The following is a 19,376-nucleotide window of genomic DNA, read 5'->3' on the forward strand; positions in this document are numbered from 1 at the left end:
CTGCTACTAGCTGCCAATAGACAGAGAAGAGACCCGTCGCTCATTCTACGTTCGGGTCTTGCTTGCTCCAATCTATCTAGTTGTCTTAATTAAAGCCCGGAACCTGCCGGAGCACCAAAAGCTTGCACAATCTGCACATCTTCAAAGGTAAAGCTAACTTCTTCTTCCAGAGCGTCTGACTCTGTATCGAGTGAGGCCATGATGACACTATCGAGGTTCACCCCTTTTAGAATAATCCGTTGTGCCCCCACGCTGGACGATGGATCCTCGTTCGTAACCTCAATATCGAAGTACTGATCAACACCCGTATTCATATAATCGAGCATCATCTGGCGGAAACGACTAGTCATATAAAAAATCGTCATCGAACCGCTGCCCGACCATCCAGTCGCTTTATGCTGAACACCCCGGCGGCCCAGTGTTTTCACTTCTGCTTTTGTTTTTTCTACTGTAGCTTCAAGAGTTTTCACATAGAACATCTCTTCAGTTTGCGTACCAATCACAGCATAAGCACGGCCCTCCTGGCCGGAAATCGTATCACTAGCTTTTAAAAATGCCATCTTAAACCACCTTCACTTTCATATATACTTTTTCTACGGAATCTACCGGTTTCACAGCCACATCCAGCACGATACTGTCACTATCTGCACCAGCCACAACTACAACATCTGTCTGCGCGTTAAAGCCCTCAATCGCACCCATATCCTGCAAATCATTCATATAAGTCGCACACTGTGACCAGAAAAGAGCACGGCCATCTTCATTATTCGCGACCTTACCGATATAGTAGTTCTCAAAAATACGCTTCATATCATTTGCAATTCCATCCAGCACGCGAAGTACACGATTTTTGGAGAATGCTTTGCCTTTGTCCGGTGAAAATGCGGTAAATGTATTAATATCCTGTTCCACCACAGCCCGTCCGCCACTGTAAGTAAAGATAAGCTCTCCTTTTAGCAACGCAGCTGTAGTCTCAGAATGGCTAAGTCTTACATCAGCATCCACCGAATCATCATAACCCTGATAAGTCAGCGATTCATTAACAGCAGCTGCTGCTGTAGCACCAGCTACCCAAGCAACGACATTGACGTTATCAATCGTAGTTCCGTCGCTCAGTACTACCCCATTATTCACGCTAATCACACCTTCATGACCTGCAGCCGCATAATCGGATAGTACAGCCTGTACCTTTTTCCCTTCTGTATCCCGAAGCCGTCTCACAAAAGAACTGTAGAGTGCCTTGAGAGCACTATCCTGCGATACTAGACCCACGGTTTGGAATTCTTGCACCTCAAGAGCAGACAGGAAGTCACTATGTGCTCCATTCGTCACGGTTCCGTTAGCCCCCCCTGTAAGCGGCATGCCTGCAATTAGCTTCAAGCCTTCTGCACCATTTTTCTGGAATTGAACATAATCGTTCGCGACCAACTCCTCAGCCGTTCCAACTGTTTGCTTGTTCGGTTCTGTTCCATTAAGCAACGTCTTTACATCAAAAAGAGCAACATTCTCTATATTTTTCTCAATCACAATCGAAAGATCATTTCCGCGTACACCGCCATATTTAGCTGTTACCTGAAGACCGTTATTTGTGACTGCCGCTTTAACGCCTTCATTCAATCGATAGAGCAGCAAGGTTCCCGCCCGTTTCAGCGCTTCACGCACTGGCAATAGAGTTGGATGTTCCAAATCAACTCCTAGCAGCTTATTCACATCATCCTGCGGGGTAATCTTCATGATTACTCCCGGTTCTCCCCAAGATAGGGCAAGCGCCAATGCCGTAATCCCGCGTTCTCCCATTTTGCCGATGGCACCTTGATTTGATGCTACATTTACGTACACCCCAGGGCGCACCTTATTTTGCGTTGTCCATGTTCCGCCTGCCATTAGTTCATTACCTCCTTATTTTTGAACAATCCCATAGATTGCTTTGCTTCTTCGAGCGTATAGTTCTTGCCATCCTGCAAAATAACGTTCAATATATCCTTTTCCCTCGGCGTAAAAAGTGAGGAATTCACAATCTGTTCCTTACTGAACCCATTCCCGTTACTCCCTTTAGTACTCATTTCAATCGTTCTCCTCCAATCATTTGTCCCATCTTAATGCTGTCAGGCTTGTCGTTTTGCAAATACAACATATAGTCAACTGTAAACAGCGGCCCATGCCCTTCAGTTCCAGCTTCCCACGCTTGCCTAACTACACGAAAAGCTCCACCATCCTGCTCCATTCCTGCCATCGCCTCACTTAGCTTATCTGCCATTCTCTCAGCTTCCAGCAAATTGCCTTGCTCATAACGGATGCCAAAACGGTAGACCGCTAAATACCTGCCCTCCCGCTGCCGATCCAGTGTTGCTGAGATCAGTCCGGGATGAAAATAGGCTGTTTGAGGTTTTTCTCCTTCTACATATACAGGCACATCAGGAAAATACCATTCAAGTGTACTTGTAATGTGTTCTCGCAATTGTTGTACCGACATCACTCCATTCCTTTCTGATCTGCGACCGTTCGTCGATCCTTGATGGTGTTAACCTTCAACTGCATGAACATTAAGCAGACACCCCCTCAACTAGATTTAAGAAAAAAGGATACTATCCGAGGTTGGATAATATCCCTTCTTCATTAGGCAAATGCGAGAAGAATCTTTCACCGCTAGGTTTGTTCTCATCACCCTTAGGGCGGAACTATTAGCAGAGCATTCATGCTCTTGCGGTGTTCTTTTGCTTCATTTGCCATGTTATAATCATACCCCCATATTTTCCTTGCGGAGAGGGTAAACGGACGAGGTTTTGGCTAGCTTTTGGATGGTATAGAGCGGTTTTTCGGAGGAACATAATTGAAGACAAGCTTAAGAGCCTTCGTCCCTCCTTTTATGGACGGCAAGTTTTTGTGCGAGGATTATAAGGATAAAGTACATCCTGAAACTTATACTTTCTTTATAATTCAAAAAAAGACCGCATCATCCACTCGGACGATACAGTCTTCTTTACTAATCACACTATTCTATTTCTATTAAGTAATACTCATTTTCTCTTTCTTTACCCTAGGCGCTGTTGTTACTAAAGTTTGCAGAGATAGTAAACCGAGATCCGTTAACGCTAATGCCATCTTGTAAAAAGCCTTCGAGCGTATCTTCACGTAAGTGTCCTTACTTACCGGTGGATCAAACACATGATTGTAAATCGTATAATCGTACATCTCGTCTCTTCTCATATACCTTTCCCGTACCAGCTGCTGTTCTCTTGTATCGAGTCTCTCTACCACAGAGTCTATTGCGGAACAATAAGCTCTCCTTGCGGCGGGGATGTCCACATTATAAGAAGCTATCGCAGCAGTTTGATCAGTTACAGTGTTAGTAGGACCATGAAATCTTTCTGTGTATGAATAAGTTGTGCTAGCTTCTTTAGCTTCAAATGTAACGGTCTTAAAAATACGGTATTTCTCCAACATGCTCTCTATAGCGACCTGGGTTCGGCGACGGTCCAACTCTGGTAAAGTTGATATGTTCATCATTTATGCACTCCTTTTGGGTTTAACTGAATGAGATTTAATTTGCGGAATTTTCCAGCCCAATGTGATAAAATAAATCTTGTTCGTATTCTGTTCGTATTTTTCTATAATATACCACTTCTTTACCAATCTCGTAAAACCCCGTTTTAGGCTGTTTTTATCGAAAAAGAGCGTATATCCCTCCATTATCTTGCCTTTTGGCAATAATATACGCTTTGTTGTTTACCTATTGGCAAAAATGGCTTATATTATTATCATAAGGTTACAGCCAATAAGGAGTGAGTTGAGATGAAACAGGAATTCGGGGATTATATGAAGCATCTTCGGGAAACAAAGGGACTCACCATTAATCAATTAGCAGCAGCAGCCGGAATTAGCGGTTCGCAAATTTCCCGGATTGAGAATGGATTAAGAGGGGTTCCTAAACCAACCACGTTACGCAAAATTGCTGAGGCCACTGGCGTCCCCTACGAGGAGCTAATGGATCAGGCAGGGTATTTGCAGGACCAGACTCTTTCAAGCGATGAGGCTGTCCCAGATTGGGCTACAAGCAAAGATAAACGAGACTTTCGAAAAATGCTAGAGGATGATGGAGAGCTGATGTTTGATGGGATTCCATTAGACAAAGAAGATAAACAGAGGATAAAAGATGTACTAACCGGATTGTTCTGGGAAGCCAAACAGATGAATAAGAGAAAAAAATCCAAAGACACTAAATAACTATACTAACATGCTGCAGGTGAAGAACATGGATGAACTGATCAATAGTCTGATTAAAAAATATAAAACCAACTGCCCGTTCGAGCTTGCCGCAGCACTAGGCATTCAAATTCATTTCATGAACCTGGGGACTGGCACAAAGGGATTATATTATCGAAAACTAAGAAGAAGGTTTATCGTCATTCATAATGAGTTGCCTGTAGAATGGCAGCGCTTCGTTTGTGCGCATGAATTAGGGCATGATCGGCTTCACAAGGGGATCAATCGCTTTTTTCTGGAGGAAAGCTCCTATTTCTCTCCTGGGAAGCTTGAACGTCAAGCTAATGTCTTTGCTGTAAAATTACTTTCTTCGGGCAGAAGCCCCGAACAAGAGGAATCATGGAGAAACTATTATCTACGGATTGGAATTCCACCGGAAGTCCGATTTTTTTTGGAGGAATAATAGAACATACGTTCTTAGGCTGTATTTATATGTTTATTCAATACATAACAAAAAAGCCCTTACCGAAGTAAGAGCTTTTGAGCAGCGATTAAGCTGAGTATCGGGATGACACGATTTGAACATGCGACCCCCTGGTCCCAAACCAGGTGCTCTACCAAGCTGAGCTACATCCCGTTACTATAAAATTATGGAGCGGGTGATGGGAATCGAACCCACGCTATCAGCTTGGAAGGCTGAAGTTCTACCATTGAACTACACCCGCAAAGGTGAAAATCGGGATGACACGATTTGAACATGCGACCCCCTGGTCCCAAACCAGGTGCTCTACCAAGCTGAGCTACATCCCGTTATAAATACTATAATTGCTTAATAATAAAAATGGCGCGCCCTGAGAGATTCGAACTCCCGGCCTTTTGATTCGTAGTCAAACGCTCTATCCAGCTGAGCTAAGGGCGCAAAATTATGGAGCGGACGACGGGAATCGAACCCGCGACCCTCGCCTTGGCAAGGCGATGCTCTACCGCTGAGCCACGTCCGCAATAAGTGGTGCGCGTGAAGGGACTTGAACCCCCACGTCGTGAAACGCCAGATCCTAAGTCTGGTGCGTCTGCCATTCCGCCACACGCGCATGATAATAATAAAAGTGAGCCATGAAGGACTCGAACCTTCGACACCCTGATTAAAAGTCAGGTGCTCTACCAACTGAGCTAATGGCTCGCACTTGGCTGGGGATATAGGATTCGAACCTATGAGTGACGGAGTCAAAGTCCGTTGCCTTACCGCTTGGCTAATCCCCATTGATGGTACCTCTATGTTGCCCATAATCTCTTAGGAAGATTATGGTGGAGGCTGAGGGGATCGAACCCCCGACCCTCTGCTTGTAAGGCAGATGCTCTCCCAGCTGAGCTAAGCCTCCATATCTATGGGACCCTCTAAGGGTAAGTACAAGTAAAAGTTGGTGACCCGTATGGGATTCGAACCCATGTTACCTCCGTGAAAGGGAGGTGTCTTAACCCCTTGACCAACGGGCCTTGCAAATCTGTGGAGCTCTCAACCGGATTCGAACCGGTGACCTCTTCCTTACCATGGAAGCACTCTACCTGCTGAGCTATGAGAGCATGGCTCCCCGAACAGGACTCGAACCTGTGACAACTCGATTAACAGTCGAGTGCTCTACCAACTGAGCTATCAGGGAATATCCGCTTGGCAACGTCCTACTCTCCCAGGACCCTTCGGTCCAAGTACCATCGGCGCTGGAGGGCTTAACGGTCGTGTTCGGGATGGGTACGCGTGGAACCCCTCCGCTATCGCCACCAAACGGGCATTTACAGCGTAAATGCTCAGGCTTAATCGCCTGAAAACTGAATCCGAAACGAATCTGCATTCTAAGTATAGGATAAGCCCTCGACCGATTAGTATTGGTCAGCTCCATGCATTGCTGCACTTCCACCTCCAACCTATCTACCTCGTCGTCTTCAAGGGGTCTTACTAATTGGGAAATCTCATCTTGAGGGGGGCTTCACGCTTAGATGCTTTCAGCGCTTATCCCGTCCGTACGTAGCTACCCAGCCATGCTCCTGGCGGAACAACTGGTGCACCAGCGGTACGTCCATCCCGGTCCTCTCGTACTAAGGACAGCTCCTCTCAAATTTCCTGCGCCCACGACAGATAGGGACCGAACTGTCTCACGACGTTCTGAACCCAGCTCGCGTACCGCTTTAATGGGCGAACAGCCCAACCCTTGGGACCTACTTCAGCCCCAGGATGCGATGAGCCGACATCGAGGTGCCAAACCTCCCCGTCGATGTGGACTCTTGGGGGAGATAAGCCTGTTATCCCCAGGGTAGCTTTTATCCGTTGAGCGATGGCCCTTCCATGCGGTACCACCGGATCACTAAGTCCGACTTTCGTCCCTGCTCGACTTGTAGGTCTCGCAGTCAAGCTCCCTTATGCCTTTGCACTCTGCGAATGATTTCCAACCATTCTGAGGGAACCTTGGAACGCCTCCGTTACTCTTTAGGAGGCGACCGCCCCAGTCAAACTGCCCGCCTGACACGGTCCCCGTACCCGGTAAGGGTACTAGGTTAGAACCTAGATACGATCAGGGTGGTATCCCAACGGCGCCTCCACCGAAGCTTGCGCTCCGATTTCTACGGCTCCCACCTATCCTGTACAGATCGTACCCAAATTCAATATCAAGCTGCAGTAAAGCTCCATGGGGTCTTTCCGTCTTGTCGCGGGTAACCTGCATCTTCACAGGTATTAAAATTTCACCGGATCTCTCGTTGAGACAGCGCCCAAGTCGTTACGCCATTCGTGCGGGTCAGAATTTACCTGACAAGGAATTTCGCTACCTTAGGACCGTTATAGTTACGGCCGCCGTTTACTGGGGCTTCGGTTCATAGCTTCGGGTTACCCCTAACCACTCCCCTTAACCTTCCAGCACCGGGCAGGCGTCAGCCCGTATACTTCGCCTTGCGGCTTCGCACAGACCTGTGTTTTTGCTAAACAGTCGCTTGGGCCTTTTCACTGCGGCCCCCTCGTGCTATTCACACTACCGGGGCACCCCTTCTCCCGAAGTTACGGGGTCATTTTGCCGAGTTCCTTAACGAGAGTTCTTCCGCGCGCCTTAGAATTCTCTTCTCGCCTACCTGTGTCGGTTTGCGGTACGGGCACCTTCTCCTGGCTAGAGGCTTTTCTTGGCAGTGTGAGATCATGACCTTCGCTACTATAATTTTCGCTCCCCATCACAGCCCAGCCTTAATGATGTGCGGATTTGCCTACACATCAGCCTCACTGCTTAGACGGACATCCATCAGTCCGCGTCACTACCCTCCTGCGTCACCCCATCGCTCATAGCGGATTACGGTGGTACAGTAATTTCAAACTGTTGTCCTTCGACTACGCCTTTCGGCCTCGCCTTAGGTCCCGACTTACCCTGAGCGGACGAGCCTTCCTCAGGAAACCTTGGGCTTTCGGCGGATCAGATTCTCACTGATCTTTTCGTTACTCATACCGGCATTCTCACTTGTGTAGTGTCCAGCGCTCTTTTCAGTACACCTTCAACCCCTACACAACGCTCCCCTACCCCAGATACATACGTATCTAGCCATAGCTTCGGTGGTGTGTTTAGCCCCGTTACATTTTCGGCGCAGAGTCACTCGACCAGTGAGCTATTACGCACTCTTTCAATGGTGGCTGCTTCTAAGCCAACATCCTGGTTGTCTGTGCAACTCCACATCCTTTCCCACTTAACACACACTTGGGGACCTTAGCTGATGGTCTGGGCTGTTTCCCTTTTGACAATGGATCTTAGCACTCACTGTCTGACTCCCGGCAATAAGTATATGGCATTCGGAGTTTGACTGAGCTTGGTAATCCTTGCGGACCCCGCACCCAATCAGTGCTCTACCTCCACTACTCTTATACCGAGGCTAGCCCTAAAGCTATTTCGGGGAGAACCAGCTATCTCCGAGTTCGATTGGAATTTCTCCGCTACCCCCACCTCATCCCCGCACTTTTCAACGTACGTGGGTTCGGGCCTCCAGTGCGTGTTACCGCACCTTCACCCTGGACAGGGGTAGATCACACGGTTTCGGGTCTACGTCCACATACTAAATCGCCCTATTCAGACTCGCTTTCGCTGCGGCTCCACCTTCTCGGCTTAACCTTGCATGTTAAACGTAACTCGCCGGTTCATTCTACAAAAGGCACGCCATCACCCATTAATAGGGCTCTGACTTTTTGTAAGCACACGGTTTCAGGTTCTATTTCACTCCCCTTCCGGGGTGCTTTTCACCTTTCCCTCACGGTACTGTTTCACTATCGGTCGCCAGGTAGTATTTAGCCTTAGCAGATGGTCCTGCTGGATTCATACGGGGTTTCACGTGCCCCGCACTACTCGGGATCCGTCTCGGAGAGAACACAGTTTAGGTTACAGGGCTTTTACCTCTATCGCGGGCCTTTCCAGACCTCTTCACCTACCATATTCCTTTGTAACTCCATGTGAGACGTCCCACAACCCCTAAGAGCAAGCTCTTAGGTTTAGGCTGTTCCGCGTTCGCTCGCCGCTACTGACGGAATCACTATTGTTTTCTCTTCCTCAGGGTACTTAGATGTTTCAGTTCCCCTGGTCTGCCTCTACACACCCTATGTATTCAGGTATGAGTAACTGCGAATTACCACAGCTGGGTTTCCCCATTCGGACACCCCCGGATCAAAGCTTGCTTACAGCTCCCCGAGGCAGTTTCGTTGTTCGCCACGTCCTTCGTCGGCTCCTGGCGCCTAGGCATCCTCCGTGTGCTCTTATTAGCTTAACCTTGATTTTTCCGAAGAAAAATCTCACTAATAACATTTACTTGTTTGCACAAGTTGCTAAAAGATGTTCTAAAACGCAAATTCGTTTCGGTATCCAGTTTTCAAGGATCAAGTTGAAAAAGTTATTCATTTAAAAATTTATGGTGGAGCCAAGCGGGATCGAACCGCTGACCTCCTGCTTGCAAGGCAGGCGCTCTCCCAGCTGAGCTATGGCCCCATAAAATTACTCTATAATGTTATATGGTGGGCCTTGGTGGACTCGAACCACCGACCTCACCCTTATCAGAGGTGCGCTCTAACCAACTGAGCTAAAAGCCCATATAACATATATAACATTGTGAATCAACCAATGAATTGGTTGTCCGCTTGGCAACGTCCTACTCTCCCAGGACCCTTCGGTCCAAGTACCATCGGCGCTGGAGGGCTTAACGGTCGTGTTCGGGATGGGTACGTGTGGAACCCCTCCGCTATCGCCACCAAACGCATACGAAAGAGACTTGCTCTTTCAAAACTGAACACGAGTGAGTGTTCGAACCCGAGGGTTCTATCGTGGAAGCTTAGCTTCCGATTTGAATGTCCTCATTGCAGAGAACGATTCTCCATAGAAAGGAGGTGATCCAGCCGCACCTTCCGATACGGCTACCTTGTTACGACTTCACCCCAATCATCTACCCCACCTTCGGCGGCTGGCTCCCTTGCGGGTTACCCCACCGACTTCGGGTGTTGTAAACTCTCGTGGTGTGACGGGCGGTGTGTACAAGACCCGGGAACGTATTCACCGCGGCATGCTGATCCGCGATTACTAGCAATTCCGACTTCATGCAGGCGAGTTGCAGCCTGCAATCCGAACTGAGACCGGCTTTGATGGGATTGGCTCCACCTCGCGGCTTCGCTTCCCGTTGTACCGGCCATTGTAGTACGTGTGTAGCCCAGGTCATAAGGGGCATGATGATTTGACGTCATCCCCACCTTCCTCCGGTTTGTCACCGGCAGTCACTCTAGAGTGCCCAGCATTACCTGCTGGCAACTAAAGTTAAGGGTTGCGCTCGTTGCGGGACTTAACCCAACATCTCACGACACGAGCTGACGACAACCATGCACCACCTGTCTCCTCTGTCCCGAAGGCCGCTGCTATCTCTAGCAGATTCAGAGGGATGTCAAGACCTGGTAAGGTTCTTCGCGTTGCTTCGAATTAAACCACATACTCCACTGCTTGTGCGGGTCCCCGTCAATTCCTTTGAGTTTCAGTCTTGCGACCGTACTCCCCAGGCGGAGTGCTTACTGTGTTAACTTCGGCACCAAGGGTATCGAAACCCCTAACACCTAGCACTCATCGTTTACGGCGTGGACTACCAGGGTATCTAATCCTGTTTGCTCCCCACGCTTTCGCGCCTCAGCGTCAGTTACAGCCCAGAAAGTCGCCTTCGCCACTGGTGTTCCTCCACATATCTACGCATTTCACCGCTACACGTGGAATTCCACTTTCCTCTTCTGTACTCAAGCCACCCAGTTTCCAGTGCGACCTCAGGTTGAGCCCAAGGTTTAAACACCAGACTTAAATAGCCGCCTGCGCGCGCTTTACGCCCAATAATTCCGGACAACGCTTGCCCCCTACGTATTACCGCGGCTGCTGGCACGTAGTTAGCCGGGGCTTTCTTCTCAGGTACCGTCACTCCGGTAGCAGTTACTCTACCGGACGTTCTTCCCTGGCAACAGAGCTTTACGATCCGAAAACCTTCATCACTCACGCGGCGTTGCTCCGTCAGGCTTTCGCCCATTGCGGAAGATTCCCTACTGCTGCCTCCCGTAGGAGTCTGGGCCGTGTCTCAGTCCCAGTGTGGCCGTTCACCCTCTCAGGTCGGCTACGCATCGTCGCCTTGGTGGGCCGTTACCCCACCAACTAGCTAATGCGCCGCAGGCCCATCCCTCAGTGACAGATTGCTCCGTCTTTCATTCTTCTCTCAGGAGAAAAAAGAAATTATCCGGTATTAGCTACCGTTTCCGGTAGTTATCCCAGTCTGAAGGGCAGGTTGCCTACGTGTTACTCACCCGTCCGCCGCTAAGTTATTTTGAAAGCAAGCTTTCAAAATAACTCCGCTCGACTTGCATGTATTAGGCACGCCGCCAGCGTTCGTCCTGAGCCAGGATCAAACTCTCCAATTAGTATTGAAAAGAGCGATATGCTCATTTTGAAACATCTGACGAGAAAATTAATTCTCTAATTTGGATTTCACTTGCGTGATTTCCTACTCACTCGTTGTTCAGTTTTCAAAGATCAATGTCTCTCATTTCGTCGTCGTTGTTTATCAGCGGCGACCTTTATAATATATCACAGTGTTAAGCTGTTTGGCAAGTCTTTTTTTTGAAAAATCTTTTTTTTCAATTTTTCTTGCCTTCCGCTTCCCTTTTACACAAGCAAAAGGAGCGCGAGATATAATTTATCATGAGCACTCCTTTTTAGTCAAGCTATTTTATTAAATAATCTGAAAACTTTATAAAACTGTAGCAATTCTCGTATATCTTCAGTGTTTATACTGAGAAGAACGTCCACCCCATGCATACTTGGAAAGCTCTTTCTGAGGAGCGAAGCGAGCATACATCCGGAATACAGTCTTATATCTATTAGCGATGGCGTGCCTGATATTTTGGTCCAAGCGCTGATCACTCAAATCTAACAGCATCTCATCTAGTTCTTTTCTCAAAACATAATCCAGTTCCTTGCATTCCTTTTCGTTAAACAACATTCCCAACATATGCTTGGCCTCCTTCATGAAGTTGCAATTAACACCTTCTCTAAACCCCCAAAACTTTTGTGCATAAACAGTAAGTAACATCTCATGGAGAAAGCTGCCTTAAGATCCTCTTACACTAGATTAACCGGAGTCCTCTTTTTATAACCATAATTATTAAAAATTCCCTTTATGGTTTCGTGTCGATTATATACTCCTTACCTTTAGGCAATCCTTGGATGAACGCCCTTAATGTTATGCTCTATTCCCGGAAGTTTTATGATAAAAGTGAAAAAGTAATTGTACTTTCAATAATGGCTGCAACAAATAACAGGATTACAGTCCATATGGAAGCCGTAAGTGTTTGACGCATGAAAGCAGACCAGTCTGCGCTTCTCTCCTCTTTTCTATCTGTAGATCGAAATAAACTTGAAATCACTTTCCCGCCAAAATGCAGTCCAAAGGCACAAGCGATAATGATTGCCGGAATCTCTATAATCCCGTGTGGCAGTAATCCTTTTACGATTAAATCGAACAAATCCTGTCCTTGCAGTGCGGATAAATGTATCAAGTAGCCAATTACCGCTCCGTTTATAAATAAGAATATAGCTGGCAATATGCCGAACAACGCTCCCAGGAAAATAATAACCACGCCCTTGATGGCGTTATTCAAAAATATAAATACAAAGAAGTTCCATTGCGGATTAGAGGTGTCTCTTAAGTTTCCGCTGATCTCACTTAGCCCTTCCAATTGCTGAACCAATAGTTTTTCCAGACTACTTGTGGCTACCCAGCCAACAACCGCTCCTATTACGAAGAGCAGACAGGATAGCAGCAAAGCCTTGCGGATCGATTTAATATCTTTAACAAACGTGAAGAACGACAACATAAATACCTCCTGAAATTGTGATCTCTGTTTCTTAGGTCATAACCGTGCGGTACGAGCATACATTTAGAACAAACAAGCATTTCGCATGGGAGAGGAGCGCTGTCATTAATGAATTCTTTTTATGTATTCAGCGGCAAAAAGATCAAAAGGTTCATCTATATCTTCGCCGCTGTGCTTCTTGCTGCTGGAGTTGTCTATGTCGAGAGGGGTAATATCACCGTTTTTTCTGAGGCTGGACCTTCTGCCATTTACAGTGTGCCAACAGAGAAGAAGCTGATTGCCCTAACCTTCGATATTAGCTGGGGGGAAAAGAGACCCGAACCAATTTTGAAGGTACTTGAAGACAAGAAAGTGGACAAAGCCACCTTCTTCCTATCGTCACCATGGAGTAAGACTCACCCCGATATTGTAACAAGCATCAAAAACGCAGGATTCGAAATTGGCAGTCATGGCCATAAACACGTCAATTACAGCACTCTAAGTAACGAAGAGATTCGCACTCAGATCACAACGGCTCACACTGTGCTTACAGAATTAACCGGTAAAGAACCCAATCTAATTCGTATGCCTAATGGTGATTTTGACAAAAGAGTTCTGCAAGTGGCCAATGATCTTGGTTACAAAGTCATCCAGTGGGACACAGACTCTCTAGACTGGAAGAACATAGGTGTAGACAATATCGTGAAGCGTGTAACGACTAAAGCACATCCTGGTGATATCGTTCTACTGCATGCCAGCGATTCCTGCAAACAAACTCACGAAGCTCTTCCGCAAATTATCGATGAGCTCCGCAGACAAGGTTATGAATTCGTTACCGTCTCTGAGCTGATCAGCCAAAGCAACGCAGAGGGTAAAGAGGTTCGTGACTCGGCCTCACTAAATAGTGCCTTAGAGGATGCTGCTGGGCTGTAACGCTCCTCCCAATCTTAGGTACCGCAATAGATGTTGGTCTTATCCAAATATTAATGACGCGGGGAAATGAGCTCCGATATGTCGGGTGTGGGGGTATTCAGCTTCGGATAGCTCAGATCCAGACTCTCCAGTGTCTTTACAACGATGGATAAGGCCAAATAGTTGCGGTACCATTGATGATTGGCTGGTATCCAGTACCAGGGTGCTTTATCAATACTAGACTCCTTAAAAACATCTACATATGCCTCTTGGTAATCATCCCAAAACTCCCGCTCCTGTAGATCACTTGCGTCGAATTTCCAGTGTTTTTTGGGATCTTCAAGCCGTTCTTTGATTTTCTTAAGCTGCTTTTCTTTTGAAATATGCAGAAAAAGCTTGATAATTGTCGTTCCCTCTTCCACCAGCATCTCCTCAAACTGCCGTATGTAACGAAAGCGGCGCTTCAAGTCATCCTTTTTCAGTCCCCCATGTACCCGCGGTACCAATACATCTTCATAGTGTGAGCGGTTAAATGCAGAGATGTAGCCTTTAGGGGGTGTCTTTTGATGCACTCTCCATAAGAAATCGTGAGCTGCTTCCTCCAGAGAAGGTTTCTTGAAGCTGGTCACTATAAAGCCTTGTGGATTGATCCCTGAAAAAATGTGTTTAACCGTTCCATCCTTACCGCTGGAATCCATCCCTTGCAGAATTACGAGTAGTGAGTGCTTTTTCTGTGCAAAAAGAATATCTTGAAGTTCTGCCAACCGTTCCTTTAACTGCTCTGTTTTGGCTTCTGCTTCTTTTTTTGATTTAAAGTTACCTGTATCGTCCGGGTCCAGCTTGTTAAGCTGGATTTCATTTGTGTCTTTTATCATATAGCGCTTGATGTCCATATATTCCCCTCCTAAAAGTTTTGTGAGCGTTGCTACGCTTGTATTACTACGTACAAAACTCACTTCGGAAGCATCTACTTAGTTTTGTGAGCGATGCTACGCTTTGTATTACTACGTACAAAACTCGCTTCGGAAGCATCTACTTAGTTTTGTGAGCGTTGCTACACACAAAGAATCCGCTCTATTGTTCTTTAAGATTAACCTCCTCCAGCGGATTCTAATCGTTAGGATACATTCTAGAGCAAAAAACCCCGTCTTCTGAAGGCCAGAGCACGGGGTTCATGATTTGCTGAATTCGCCCCAGCCTTTATCCGGCTGCCGGCTTGAGAATACGGTGAAGCATCAAAATTTGGAATGCATTACAGGCGATGAGCGGAACAACAATAAACACTGTCGCACTATCAACACCTATACGGAGCACGCCGATAATTTCCACAATTGAAATAGCTGTCATAAAAAAGAGGGTTGGAATCCAAGCTGAGATGTTTGTACTTTTCACTTTGAAATAAGACACAATAATGGCAGCTAACAAAATAAAGATTCCTAGTATTAGATCAGACAAGACACTTCTTTCCCCGCCAACGACGGTACGCAAAAAAATCAGTTCAAGCAATGCGAGCACAGAAAGCACCAGTTGTATGTATTTCCAAATTTTTGGTGGGAAAACACCATTGCCCATGTAATTCAAAATTAGATAAGCAAAAAAACCAAGTTGCGCATAAACACTGACAAGCATACCGTAGCCGAATAGTATCAACGGGTATAAAAAGAAATCATCGACACTTTTGAAATCAATTCGGCCGTTCACGAATTGCAGTGCCAGACCTGCGATTACTGCTCCGCCCGCTCCTATTAGAAGGGTTGTCCAAAATAAATAAAACCATTTTTTTATACTCAGCCACTTCACCTCCCCTATGTCAGATTTATTTTACCAAGGATACCGACAAAACACCATTACATCAGCAACATAAATGTGTGTTAATGCGGCATAATACAACTGGAGAATCCTAATAAAGGAGGGCAGCGCCAATGAAATGGAGATTTATCGGATCTGTGGGTTTGGCTTTAAGCTTTGTTATGGCCTTAACGGCTTGCGGAAGTGAGCAGAGCAGTTCTTCTTCTGGTCAGGGCAGTTATAAAGAAATGAAGACCATGGTTATTGATATATTAAAAAGTGAAGATGGGAAAAAAGCGGTTGAGGAATCATTATCAAATTCCAGTTCTGGAGGCACCAGCGGAATGAGTATGAAAATGATGCCACTTCAAACAACAGAGGATATAAAAACCGCTGTTAAAGATACCCTCACTGCACCGGAATATCAAAAGGAAATCGAGAAAATTATGACTGATCCCAAGTTCGCAGGCGATTTTGCTAAAGCCATTCAATCACAAAGCAAAGAATTGCACCTGCAACTAATTAAAGATCCCACATATCAAAAATCCGTCGAAGAAATCATGAAGTCTCCAGAAATGATGACCATGTTTCTTAATCTAACCAAAACACCTGACTACCGAAAGCAATCCATGAAGACCATCCAGGAATCTATGCAGACTCCATTATTCCGGATGGAGGTATTGAATTTACTTAAAAAGGTCGTTCAGGACGAACTCGAGCCAAAGGAACAGAAAAAGGGCGGCGAAAGCGGCGATAAACAGGAAGGCAGCGGCAGCGGTGGTGAAAGTGGCAGCGGTAGCGGCGATGATTCAAGCACATAACAAAAAAGAGGCCTTATCCCACCTAACAAAGTGGGACGGCCTCTTTTTATGCACAATAATTAGTGCTCATATTTCGCAATCAGCTTTTCGGCGATATCAGCAAACAACAAGGCAGTTGGTGTGTCTTCCTTGTATACAGAAGGTGAGAAATCCGGTTCAGAAATATGGTTGTCCGGTGCGCCCAATGGAACTTGTGCAAGCAGCTCCGTATGGAGTGTCTCCGCAAGCCGCGCGCCTCCACCTCTGCCAAAAATATAATCTTTTTTACCACAGTCTTTACACTCATAATAAGCCATGTTCTCAATGACTCCAATAATCTCATGTTCTGTCTGCAGAGCCATAGAGCCCGCTCTAGCCGCCACAAACGCTGCGGTAGCATGAGGGGTCGTAACAATAATCTCTTTGCTGTGAGGGAGCATCTGATGTACGTCAAGCGCCACATCACCTGTACCTGGAGGAAGATCAAGCAGCATATAATCAAGTTCTCCCCAGCCCACATCACCAAAGAATTGGCGCAGCATTTTGCCAAGCATAGGTCCCCGCCAAATTACCGGACTATTCTCACGGATAAAGAAGCCCATAGACATGACCTTCACTCCGAAACGTTCCACAGGAATAATGATTCCCTCTTCTACAACGGGGCCCTCTTCGATTCCCATCATATCAGGGATGCTAAACCCATAAATGTCCGCATCAATCAATCCAACCTTTTTACCTTTTCTAGCCAGAGCTACTGCCAAATTCACAGTAACCGTAGACTTTCCAACCCCGCCTTTACCACTGGCAATGGCGATAAAGTTAACACCAGAGTTCTCATTGATTAATTCATGATCGTCAAGGCCTGCTGCATGTCCCTTAAGTTTCCCCGGTTCATCAGCCAATGGCTCTTCCCCAGCACTCTCTCCGCGAAGCAGAGCACGTTCATAATCGGTTGCATCACGCAGCCGGATATGTACATTAGTGACTCCACCCGCTTCAAGCAACTCACGAACCTGTTGTTCTAGGTCCATGCGACTTTGCTCTTCAGGATCCAGACATACGATTGACAAAGAAATACGATCTTCTTTAATCATAATGTCACGGATCAGCTGTAGTTCCACAAGGCTTTTTCCGGTTTCCGGGTCTGTTAATGACTGCAGTATTTCCTGGATATGTTCCCTAGTCAGCATGGAAAGCACCTCTGTTTCCTTTCCGGAGGAGAATTCTTCCGGAGTTTTTGTCTATTATAGCATTACCCATCTCCTGATGAGTAGTCCCGGCTACTCGGAAGCATAACGAAGAATGCCACGATATATGCTAGTCGCTACCTTGCGTTGATAAACATCATCTCCGAGCAGAACTGATTCCTGAGGGTGCGACAAGAAACCGACCTCTACAAGGATCGCAGGTATTTTTAATGCTTTTAGTAGATAAACAGTATTTACAGTCTTAGCTACACGATCAGTATTCTCCAGTGTAATCTTCAGCTCACTCTGTACAAACTCTGCGATAGCTTTATTATCCTTGTGATTGGGATAGTAAAAGGTCTGCGCCCCGCTCCATCGGTTCGAAGGCACGCTGTTCATGTGAACGCTTATAAAAAGATCTGCGCCCTTCTCTTCAATGCTTCTTACTCTTTGCTTAAGATCTTCAGTCTTGCGCTTAGAATAGCCCTTAGTGCCCTCCTGAGCCAAATCATAATCCCCTTCACGGGTCATCACAACAATAGCCCCTGCCTGTTGCAGGTAATCACGTAAATAAAGAGAGACCGCGAGATTAATGTCTTTCTCAATTAGCCCTTCCCGGCTAACTGCCCCTCCATCTGCTCCCCCATGTCCAGCGTCGATAGCGATCACTTTACCAGACAAAGGCAGACTCCAATAATTTAACGTTTTGGCAGTAGGCATGTCATACGCTATAATGCCGATCATTATAGCCAGCAGTGTTGCGCCCAGCATACATTTTTTGATACTGCTCCATGAGATCCAGACCGAGACTTTACTGTGTTTTCGGCCAGACATAACAAAGACCCCCTCGTCCCGATAGATAATACTCATCTATATGGGACAAGAAGGCCAAATAGTACTAGATAACGATGATTAAGCTGTTACTTCTTGAGTCATCCCTTCAATTAGAATCTGCGCAACCTCAGGTCGCGTAAATTCAGGAGGTGGACATTGACCCTCCCGAAGCAAAGCCCGTACCTTTGTACCCGACAAAGTCATATGATCGTCGCCAGGATGCGGGCAGGTTTTACTGGAAGCCATATTTCCGCATTTTTTACAGAAGAAGCTGTGTTCAAAAAATAATGGAGTAATATCAAGTTCCTCAGCGGTAAAATTCGCGAAAATTTCTTGTGCTTCATAAGTTCCGTAGTAATCGCCTACGCCCGCATGGTCACGTCCGACAATAAAATGAGTGCAGCCGTAATTTTTGCGAACCATAGCATGAAAAATTGCTTCTCTCGGACCTGCATAACGCATGGCTGCTGGGAAAACACCTAGAAAGGTACGATCCTCAGGATAATAATTCTCCAAAAGCTCCAGGTAGCTCTTCATTCGTACATTTGCCGGTACATCATCAGACTTCGTCTCACCCACAAGCGGGTTTAAGAACAGAGCGTCTACAACCTCCATAGCGCACTTCTGAATATATTCATGTGCACGATGAACTGGGTTACGCGTCTGGAAGCCTACAACTGTTCTCCAGCCTTTGTCTGCAAATATCTTACGTGTAGCTGAAGGGTCAAAATAAAATTCTCCGAACTTTTCTGGCTGTGGTCTATTCAGCACTGTAATTGGTCCTCCTACATAGGTAGCCGGGCGGGCCAACAGCTTACTTACTCCTGGATGTTCAGGGTCTGTTGTTTTGAATACATTTTGCGCTTCAAGGTTTTGATCAACCGTATAAATACTCTCAATATCCAATAAACCGTAGATCTCGCCATCCTCTTCACCGATTAGAGATACTTTGTCTCCAATAGCTAAACCAGAGACCACACCCTCTTCTACAGCAAGTGTTATTGGAATGCTCCACACTGTGCCATCTTCTAAACGCATGTTTTTTACTACGGAGTGATAATCTTGTTCATTCAAAAATCCAGTTAGTGGAGAAAATGCACCTACCGCTATTAGATCCAAATCAGATAAAGTCCAGGTGTTCACGGCAATCGCCTTATATTCACGTGCAAGCTGCAGCAATTCTTCTCTTTCTTTACCCTCTACTACACGGTTAACTAATGTTCCGCCATGCGGACGTATTGAAGTCATTATCGTCTCTCCTTCTGGGTTCTCACG

At 46.3% G+C, this 19,376-nt stretch carries 16 protein-coding genes, 14 tRNA genes and 4 rRNA genes; 4 read left to right on the forward strand and 30 right to left on the reverse strand.

The features are described 5' to 3' along the window. Window positions 1–89: 89 nt before the first annotated feature. The 5 genes from NSQ50_RS27800 to NSQ50_RS27820 form a co-directional block, all read right to left on the reverse strand. Entirely contained in the window at window positions 90–560 is a 471-nt protein-coding gene (locus tag NSQ50_RS27800; protein ID WP_036681245.1) for a phage tail tube protein, read from the reverse strand. Window position 561: 1 nt separating this feature from the next. After that, on the reverse strand, window positions 562–1,884 hold the full coding sequence (locus NSQ50_RS27805) for a phage tail sheath family protein (RefSeq protein ID WP_076223610.1): 1,323 nt from the start codon (window positions 1,882–1,884) through the stop codon (window positions 562–564). Continuing rightward, on the reverse strand, window positions 1,884–2,063 hold the full coding sequence (locus tag NSQ50_RS27810; protein WP_036681241.1) for a hypothetical protein: 180 nt from the start codon (window positions 2,061–2,063) through the stop codon (window positions 1,884–1,886). Before NSQ50_RS27810 ends, NSQ50_RS27805 begins: the two co-directional genes overlap by 1 nt. Beyond that, window positions 2,060–2,473, reverse strand: a complete 414-nt coding sequence (locus tag NSQ50_RS27815; RefSeq protein WP_076141912.1) for a phage tail terminator family protein — start codon at window positions 2,471–2,473, stop codon at window positions 2,060–2,062. The genes NSQ50_RS27810 and NSQ50_RS27815 overlap by 4 nt, the downstream gene beginning before the upstream one ends. Before the next feature lie 533 nt (window positions 2,474–3,006). Continuing rightward, the gene (locus tag NSQ50_RS27820) at window positions 3,007–3,504 is read right to left on the reverse strand and encodes an ArpU family phage packaging/lysis transcriptional regulator (protein ID WP_038574900.1); all 498 of its coding nucleotides are present in this window, start codon (window positions 3,502–3,504) and stop codon (window positions 3,007–3,009) included. A gap of 288 nt (window positions 3,505–3,792) precedes the next feature. Between NSQ50_RS27820 and NSQ50_RS27825 the strand changes: the two genes are divergently transcribed. Continuing rightward, window positions 3,793–4,224, forward strand: a complete 432-nt coding sequence (locus NSQ50_RS27825) for a helix-turn-helix domain-containing protein (RefSeq protein ID WP_038573442.1) — start codon at window positions 3,793–3,795, stop codon at window positions 4,222–4,224. 28 nt (window positions 4,225–4,252) lie between these two features. Further along, window positions 4,253–4,666, forward strand: coding sequence for an ImmA/IrrE family metallo-endopeptidase (locus NSQ50_RS27830; protein ID WP_076223626.1), 414 nt, complete (start codon window positions 4,253–4,255; stop codon window positions 4,664–4,666). A gap of 100 nt (window positions 4,667–4,766) precedes the next feature. Here the strand turns inward: NSQ50_RS27830 and NSQ50_RS27835 are convergent. The 20 genes from NSQ50_RS27835 to NSQ50_RS27930 all read right to left on the reverse strand — a co-directional run bounded on the left by NSQ50_RS27835 (window position 4,767) and on the right by NSQ50_RS27930 (window position 12,601). Next, a tRNA-Pro gene (locus NSQ50_RS27835) sits at window positions 4,767–4,840 on the reverse strand. A gap of 14 nt (window positions 4,841–4,854) precedes the next feature. Next, window positions 4,855–4,928, reverse strand: a tRNA-Gly gene (locus NSQ50_RS27840). An 11-nt stretch (window positions 4,929–4,939) separates the two neighbouring features. Continuing rightward, window positions 4,940–5,013: transfer RNA gene (locus tag NSQ50_RS27845), tRNA-Pro, on the reverse strand. 32 nt (window positions 5,014–5,045) lie between these two features. Then, window positions 5,046–5,122 (reverse strand) — tRNA-Arg (locus tag NSQ50_RS27850). A gap of 7 nt (window positions 5,123–5,129) precedes the next feature. Continuing rightward, a tRNA-Gly gene (locus tag NSQ50_RS27855) sits at window positions 5,130–5,204 on the reverse strand. Between the two features lie 6 nt (window positions 5,205–5,210). Beyond that, window positions 5,211–5,294 (reverse strand) — tRNA-Leu (locus NSQ50_RS27860). Between the two features lie 16 nt (window positions 5,295–5,310). Further along, window positions 5,311–5,383: transfer RNA gene (locus NSQ50_RS27865), tRNA-Lys, on the reverse strand. Window positions 5,384–5,388: 5 nt separating this feature from the next. Next, window positions 5,389–5,463 (reverse strand) — tRNA-Gln (locus NSQ50_RS27870). A 43-nt stretch (window positions 5,464–5,506) separates the two neighbouring features. After that, window positions 5,507–5,582 (reverse strand) — tRNA-Val (locus NSQ50_RS27875). 40 nt (window positions 5,583–5,622) lie between these two features. After that, a tRNA-Glu gene (locus NSQ50_RS27880) sits at window positions 5,623–5,697 on the reverse strand. Between the two features lie 11 nt (window positions 5,698–5,708). Continuing rightward, window positions 5,709–5,784 (reverse strand) — tRNA-Thr (locus tag NSQ50_RS27885). Window position 5,785: 1 nt separating this feature from the next. After that, window positions 5,786–5,861: transfer RNA gene (locus NSQ50_RS27890), tRNA-Asn, on the reverse strand. A 6-nt stretch (window positions 5,862–5,867) separates the two neighbouring features. Continuing rightward, window positions 5,868–5,984 (reverse strand): 5S ribosomal RNA (gene rrf, locus NSQ50_RS27895). Between the two features lie 74 nt (window positions 5,985–6,058). After that, window positions 6,059–8,985 (reverse strand): 23S ribosomal RNA (locus NSQ50_RS27900). Between the two features lie 139 nt (window positions 8,986–9,124). Then, a tRNA-Ala gene (locus NSQ50_RS27905) sits at window positions 9,125–9,200 on the reverse strand. 24 nt (window positions 9,201–9,224) lie between these two features. Then, window positions 9,225–9,301, reverse strand: a tRNA-Ile gene (locus tag NSQ50_RS27910). 46 nt (window positions 9,302–9,347) lie between these two features. After that, window positions 9,348–9,464: ribosomal RNA gene (gene rrf, locus NSQ50_RS27915) — 5S ribosomal RNA — on the reverse strand. 124 nt (window positions 9,465–9,588) lie between these two features. Then, window positions 9,589–11,146 (reverse strand): 16S ribosomal RNA (locus NSQ50_RS27920). Together the 16S, 23S and 5S rRNA genes with 14 tRNA genes alongside form the textbook arrangement of a ribosomal RNA operon. A 359-nt stretch (window positions 11,147–11,505) precedes the next feature. After that, window positions 11,506–11,736 (reverse strand): hypothetical protein, encoded by a 231-nt coding sequence (locus NSQ50_RS27925; RefSeq protein WP_036680631.1) that lies wholly within the window; start codon window positions 11,734–11,736, stop codon window positions 11,506–11,508. A 253-nt stretch (window positions 11,737–11,989) separates the two neighbouring features. Beyond that, window positions 11,990–12,601 carry a stage II sporulation protein M gene (locus tag NSQ50_RS27930; RefSeq protein ID WP_036680630.1) on the reverse strand — a complete coding sequence of 204 codons (612 nt, stop codon included), beginning with the start codon at window positions 12,599–12,601 and terminating at the stop codon, window positions 11,990–11,992. A 108-nt stretch (window positions 12,602–12,709) separates the two neighbouring features. Between NSQ50_RS27930 and pdaB the strand changes: the two genes are divergently transcribed. Then, window positions 12,710–13,513 (forward strand): polysaccharide deacetylase family sporulation protein PdaB, encoded by an 804-nt coding sequence (pdaB, locus tag NSQ50_RS27935; protein WP_036680629.1) that lies wholly within the window; start codon window positions 12,710–12,712, stop codon window positions 13,511–13,513. Window positions 13,514–13,563: 50 nt separating this feature from the next. On the opposite strand, the gene NSQ50_RS27940 is transcribed toward pdaB, so the two are convergent. Continuing rightward, the gene (locus NSQ50_RS27940) at window positions 13,564–14,385 is read right to left on the reverse strand and encodes a PPK2 family polyphosphate kinase (RefSeq protein ID WP_051491135.1); all 822 of its coding nucleotides are present in this window, start codon (window positions 14,383–14,385) and stop codon (window positions 13,564–13,566) included. Window positions 14,386–14,692: 307 nt separating this feature from the next. Further along, the gene (locus tag NSQ50_RS27945; protein ID WP_036680642.1) at window positions 14,693–15,283 is read right to left on the reverse strand and encodes a KinB-signaling pathway activation protein; all 591 of its coding nucleotides are present in this window, start codon (window positions 15,281–15,283) and stop codon (window positions 14,693–14,695) included. A 131-nt stretch (window positions 15,284–15,414) separates the two neighbouring features. On the opposite strand from NSQ50_RS27945, the gene gerD reads away from it, so the two are divergent. Further along, on the forward strand, window positions 15,415–16,101 hold the full coding sequence (gerD, locus tag NSQ50_RS27950) for a spore germination lipoprotein GerD (protein WP_036680627.1): 687 nt from the start codon (window positions 15,415–15,417) through the stop codon (window positions 16,099–16,101). Between the two features lie 59 nt (window positions 16,102–16,160). Here gerD and NSQ50_RS27955 read toward each other — a convergent pair whose 3' ends face one another. The 3 genes from NSQ50_RS27955 to sat all read right to left on the reverse strand — a co-directional run bounded on the left by NSQ50_RS27955 (window position 16,161) and on the right by sat (window position 19,349). Beyond that, complete coding sequence (locus NSQ50_RS27955) at window positions 16,161–17,270, reverse strand: Mrp/NBP35 family ATP-binding protein (RefSeq protein WP_036680625.1); 1,110 nt, start codon at window positions 17,268–17,270, stop codon at window positions 16,161–16,163. Window positions 17,271–17,360: 90 nt separating this feature from the next. Continuing rightward, window positions 17,361–18,101, reverse strand: coding sequence for an N-acetylmuramoyl-L-alanine amidase CwlD (gene cwlD, locus NSQ50_RS27960; protein WP_036680622.1), 741 nt, complete (start codon window positions 18,099–18,101; stop codon window positions 17,361–17,363). Window positions 18,102–18,179: 78 nt separating this feature from the next. Further along, on the reverse strand, window positions 18,180–19,349 hold the full coding sequence (sat, locus tag NSQ50_RS27965; protein ID WP_036680619.1) for a sulfate adenylyltransferase: 1,170 nt from the start codon (window positions 19,347–19,349) through the stop codon (window positions 18,180–18,182). Between the last annotated feature and the right edge of the window lie 27 nt (window positions 19,350–19,376).

Source organism: Paenibacillus sp. FSL R10-2788, assembly GCF_038003885.1.
GTDB lineage: Bacteria > Bacillota > Bacilli > Paenibacillales > Paenibacillaceae > Paenibacillus_AQ > Paenibacillus_AQ odorifer.

Coding starts and splice junctions, on each gene's coding strand:
- NSQ50_RS27805 (WP_076223610.1), bottom strand. CDS start 1,884: ATGGCAGGCGGAACATGGACAACGCAAAATAAGGTGCGCCCTGGGGTG.
- cwlD (WP_036680622.1), bottom strand. CDS start 18,101: ATGTCTGGCCGAAAACACAGTAAAGTCTCGGTCTGGATCTCATGGAGC.
- NSQ50_RS27800 (WP_036681245.1), bottom strand. CDS start 560: ATGGCATTTTTAAAAGCTAGTGATACGATTTCCGGCCAGGAGGGCCGT.
- gerD (WP_036680627.1), top strand. CDS start 15,415: ATGAAATGGAGATTTATCGGATCTGTGGGTTTGGCTTTAAGCTTTGTT.
- sat (WP_036680619.1), bottom strand. CDS start 19,349: ATGACTTCAATACGTCCGCATGGCGGAACATTAGTTAACCGTGTAGTA.
- NSQ50_RS27925 (WP_036680631.1), bottom strand. CDS start 11,736: ATGTTGGGAATGTTGTTTAACGAAAAGGAATGCAAGGAACTGGATTAT.
- NSQ50_RS27810 (WP_036681241.1), bottom strand. CDS start 2,063: ATGAGTACTAAAGGGAGTAACGGGAATGGGTTCAGTAAGGAACAGATT.
- NSQ50_RS27815 (WP_076141912.1), bottom strand. CDS start 2,473: ATGTCGGTACAACAATTGCGAGAACACATTACAAGTACACTTGAATGG.
- NSQ50_RS27940 (WP_051491135.1), bottom strand. CDS start 14,385: ATGGACATCAAGCGCTATATGATAAAAGACACAAATGAAATCCAGCTT.
- NSQ50_RS27825 (WP_038573442.1), top strand. CDS start 3,793: ATGAAACAGGAATTCGGGGATTATATGAAGCATCTTCGGGAAACAAAG.
- NSQ50_RS27820 (WP_038574900.1), bottom strand. CDS start 3,504: ATGAACATATCAACTTTACCAGAGTTGGACCGTCGCCGAACCCAGGTC.
- pdaB (WP_036680629.1), top strand. CDS start 12,710: ATGAATTCTTTTTATGTATTCAGCGGCAAAAAGATCAAAAGGTTCATC.
- NSQ50_RS27930 (WP_036680630.1), bottom strand. CDS start 12,601: ATGTTGTCGTTCTTCACGTTTGTTAAAGATATTAAATCGATCCGCAAG.
- NSQ50_RS27955 (WP_036680625.1), bottom strand. CDS start 17,270: ATGCTGACTAGGGAACATATCCAGGAAATACTGCAGTCATTAACAGAC.
- NSQ50_RS27830 (WP_076223626.1), top strand. CDS start 4,253: ATGGATGAACTGATCAATAGTCTGATTAAAAAATATAAAACCAACTGC.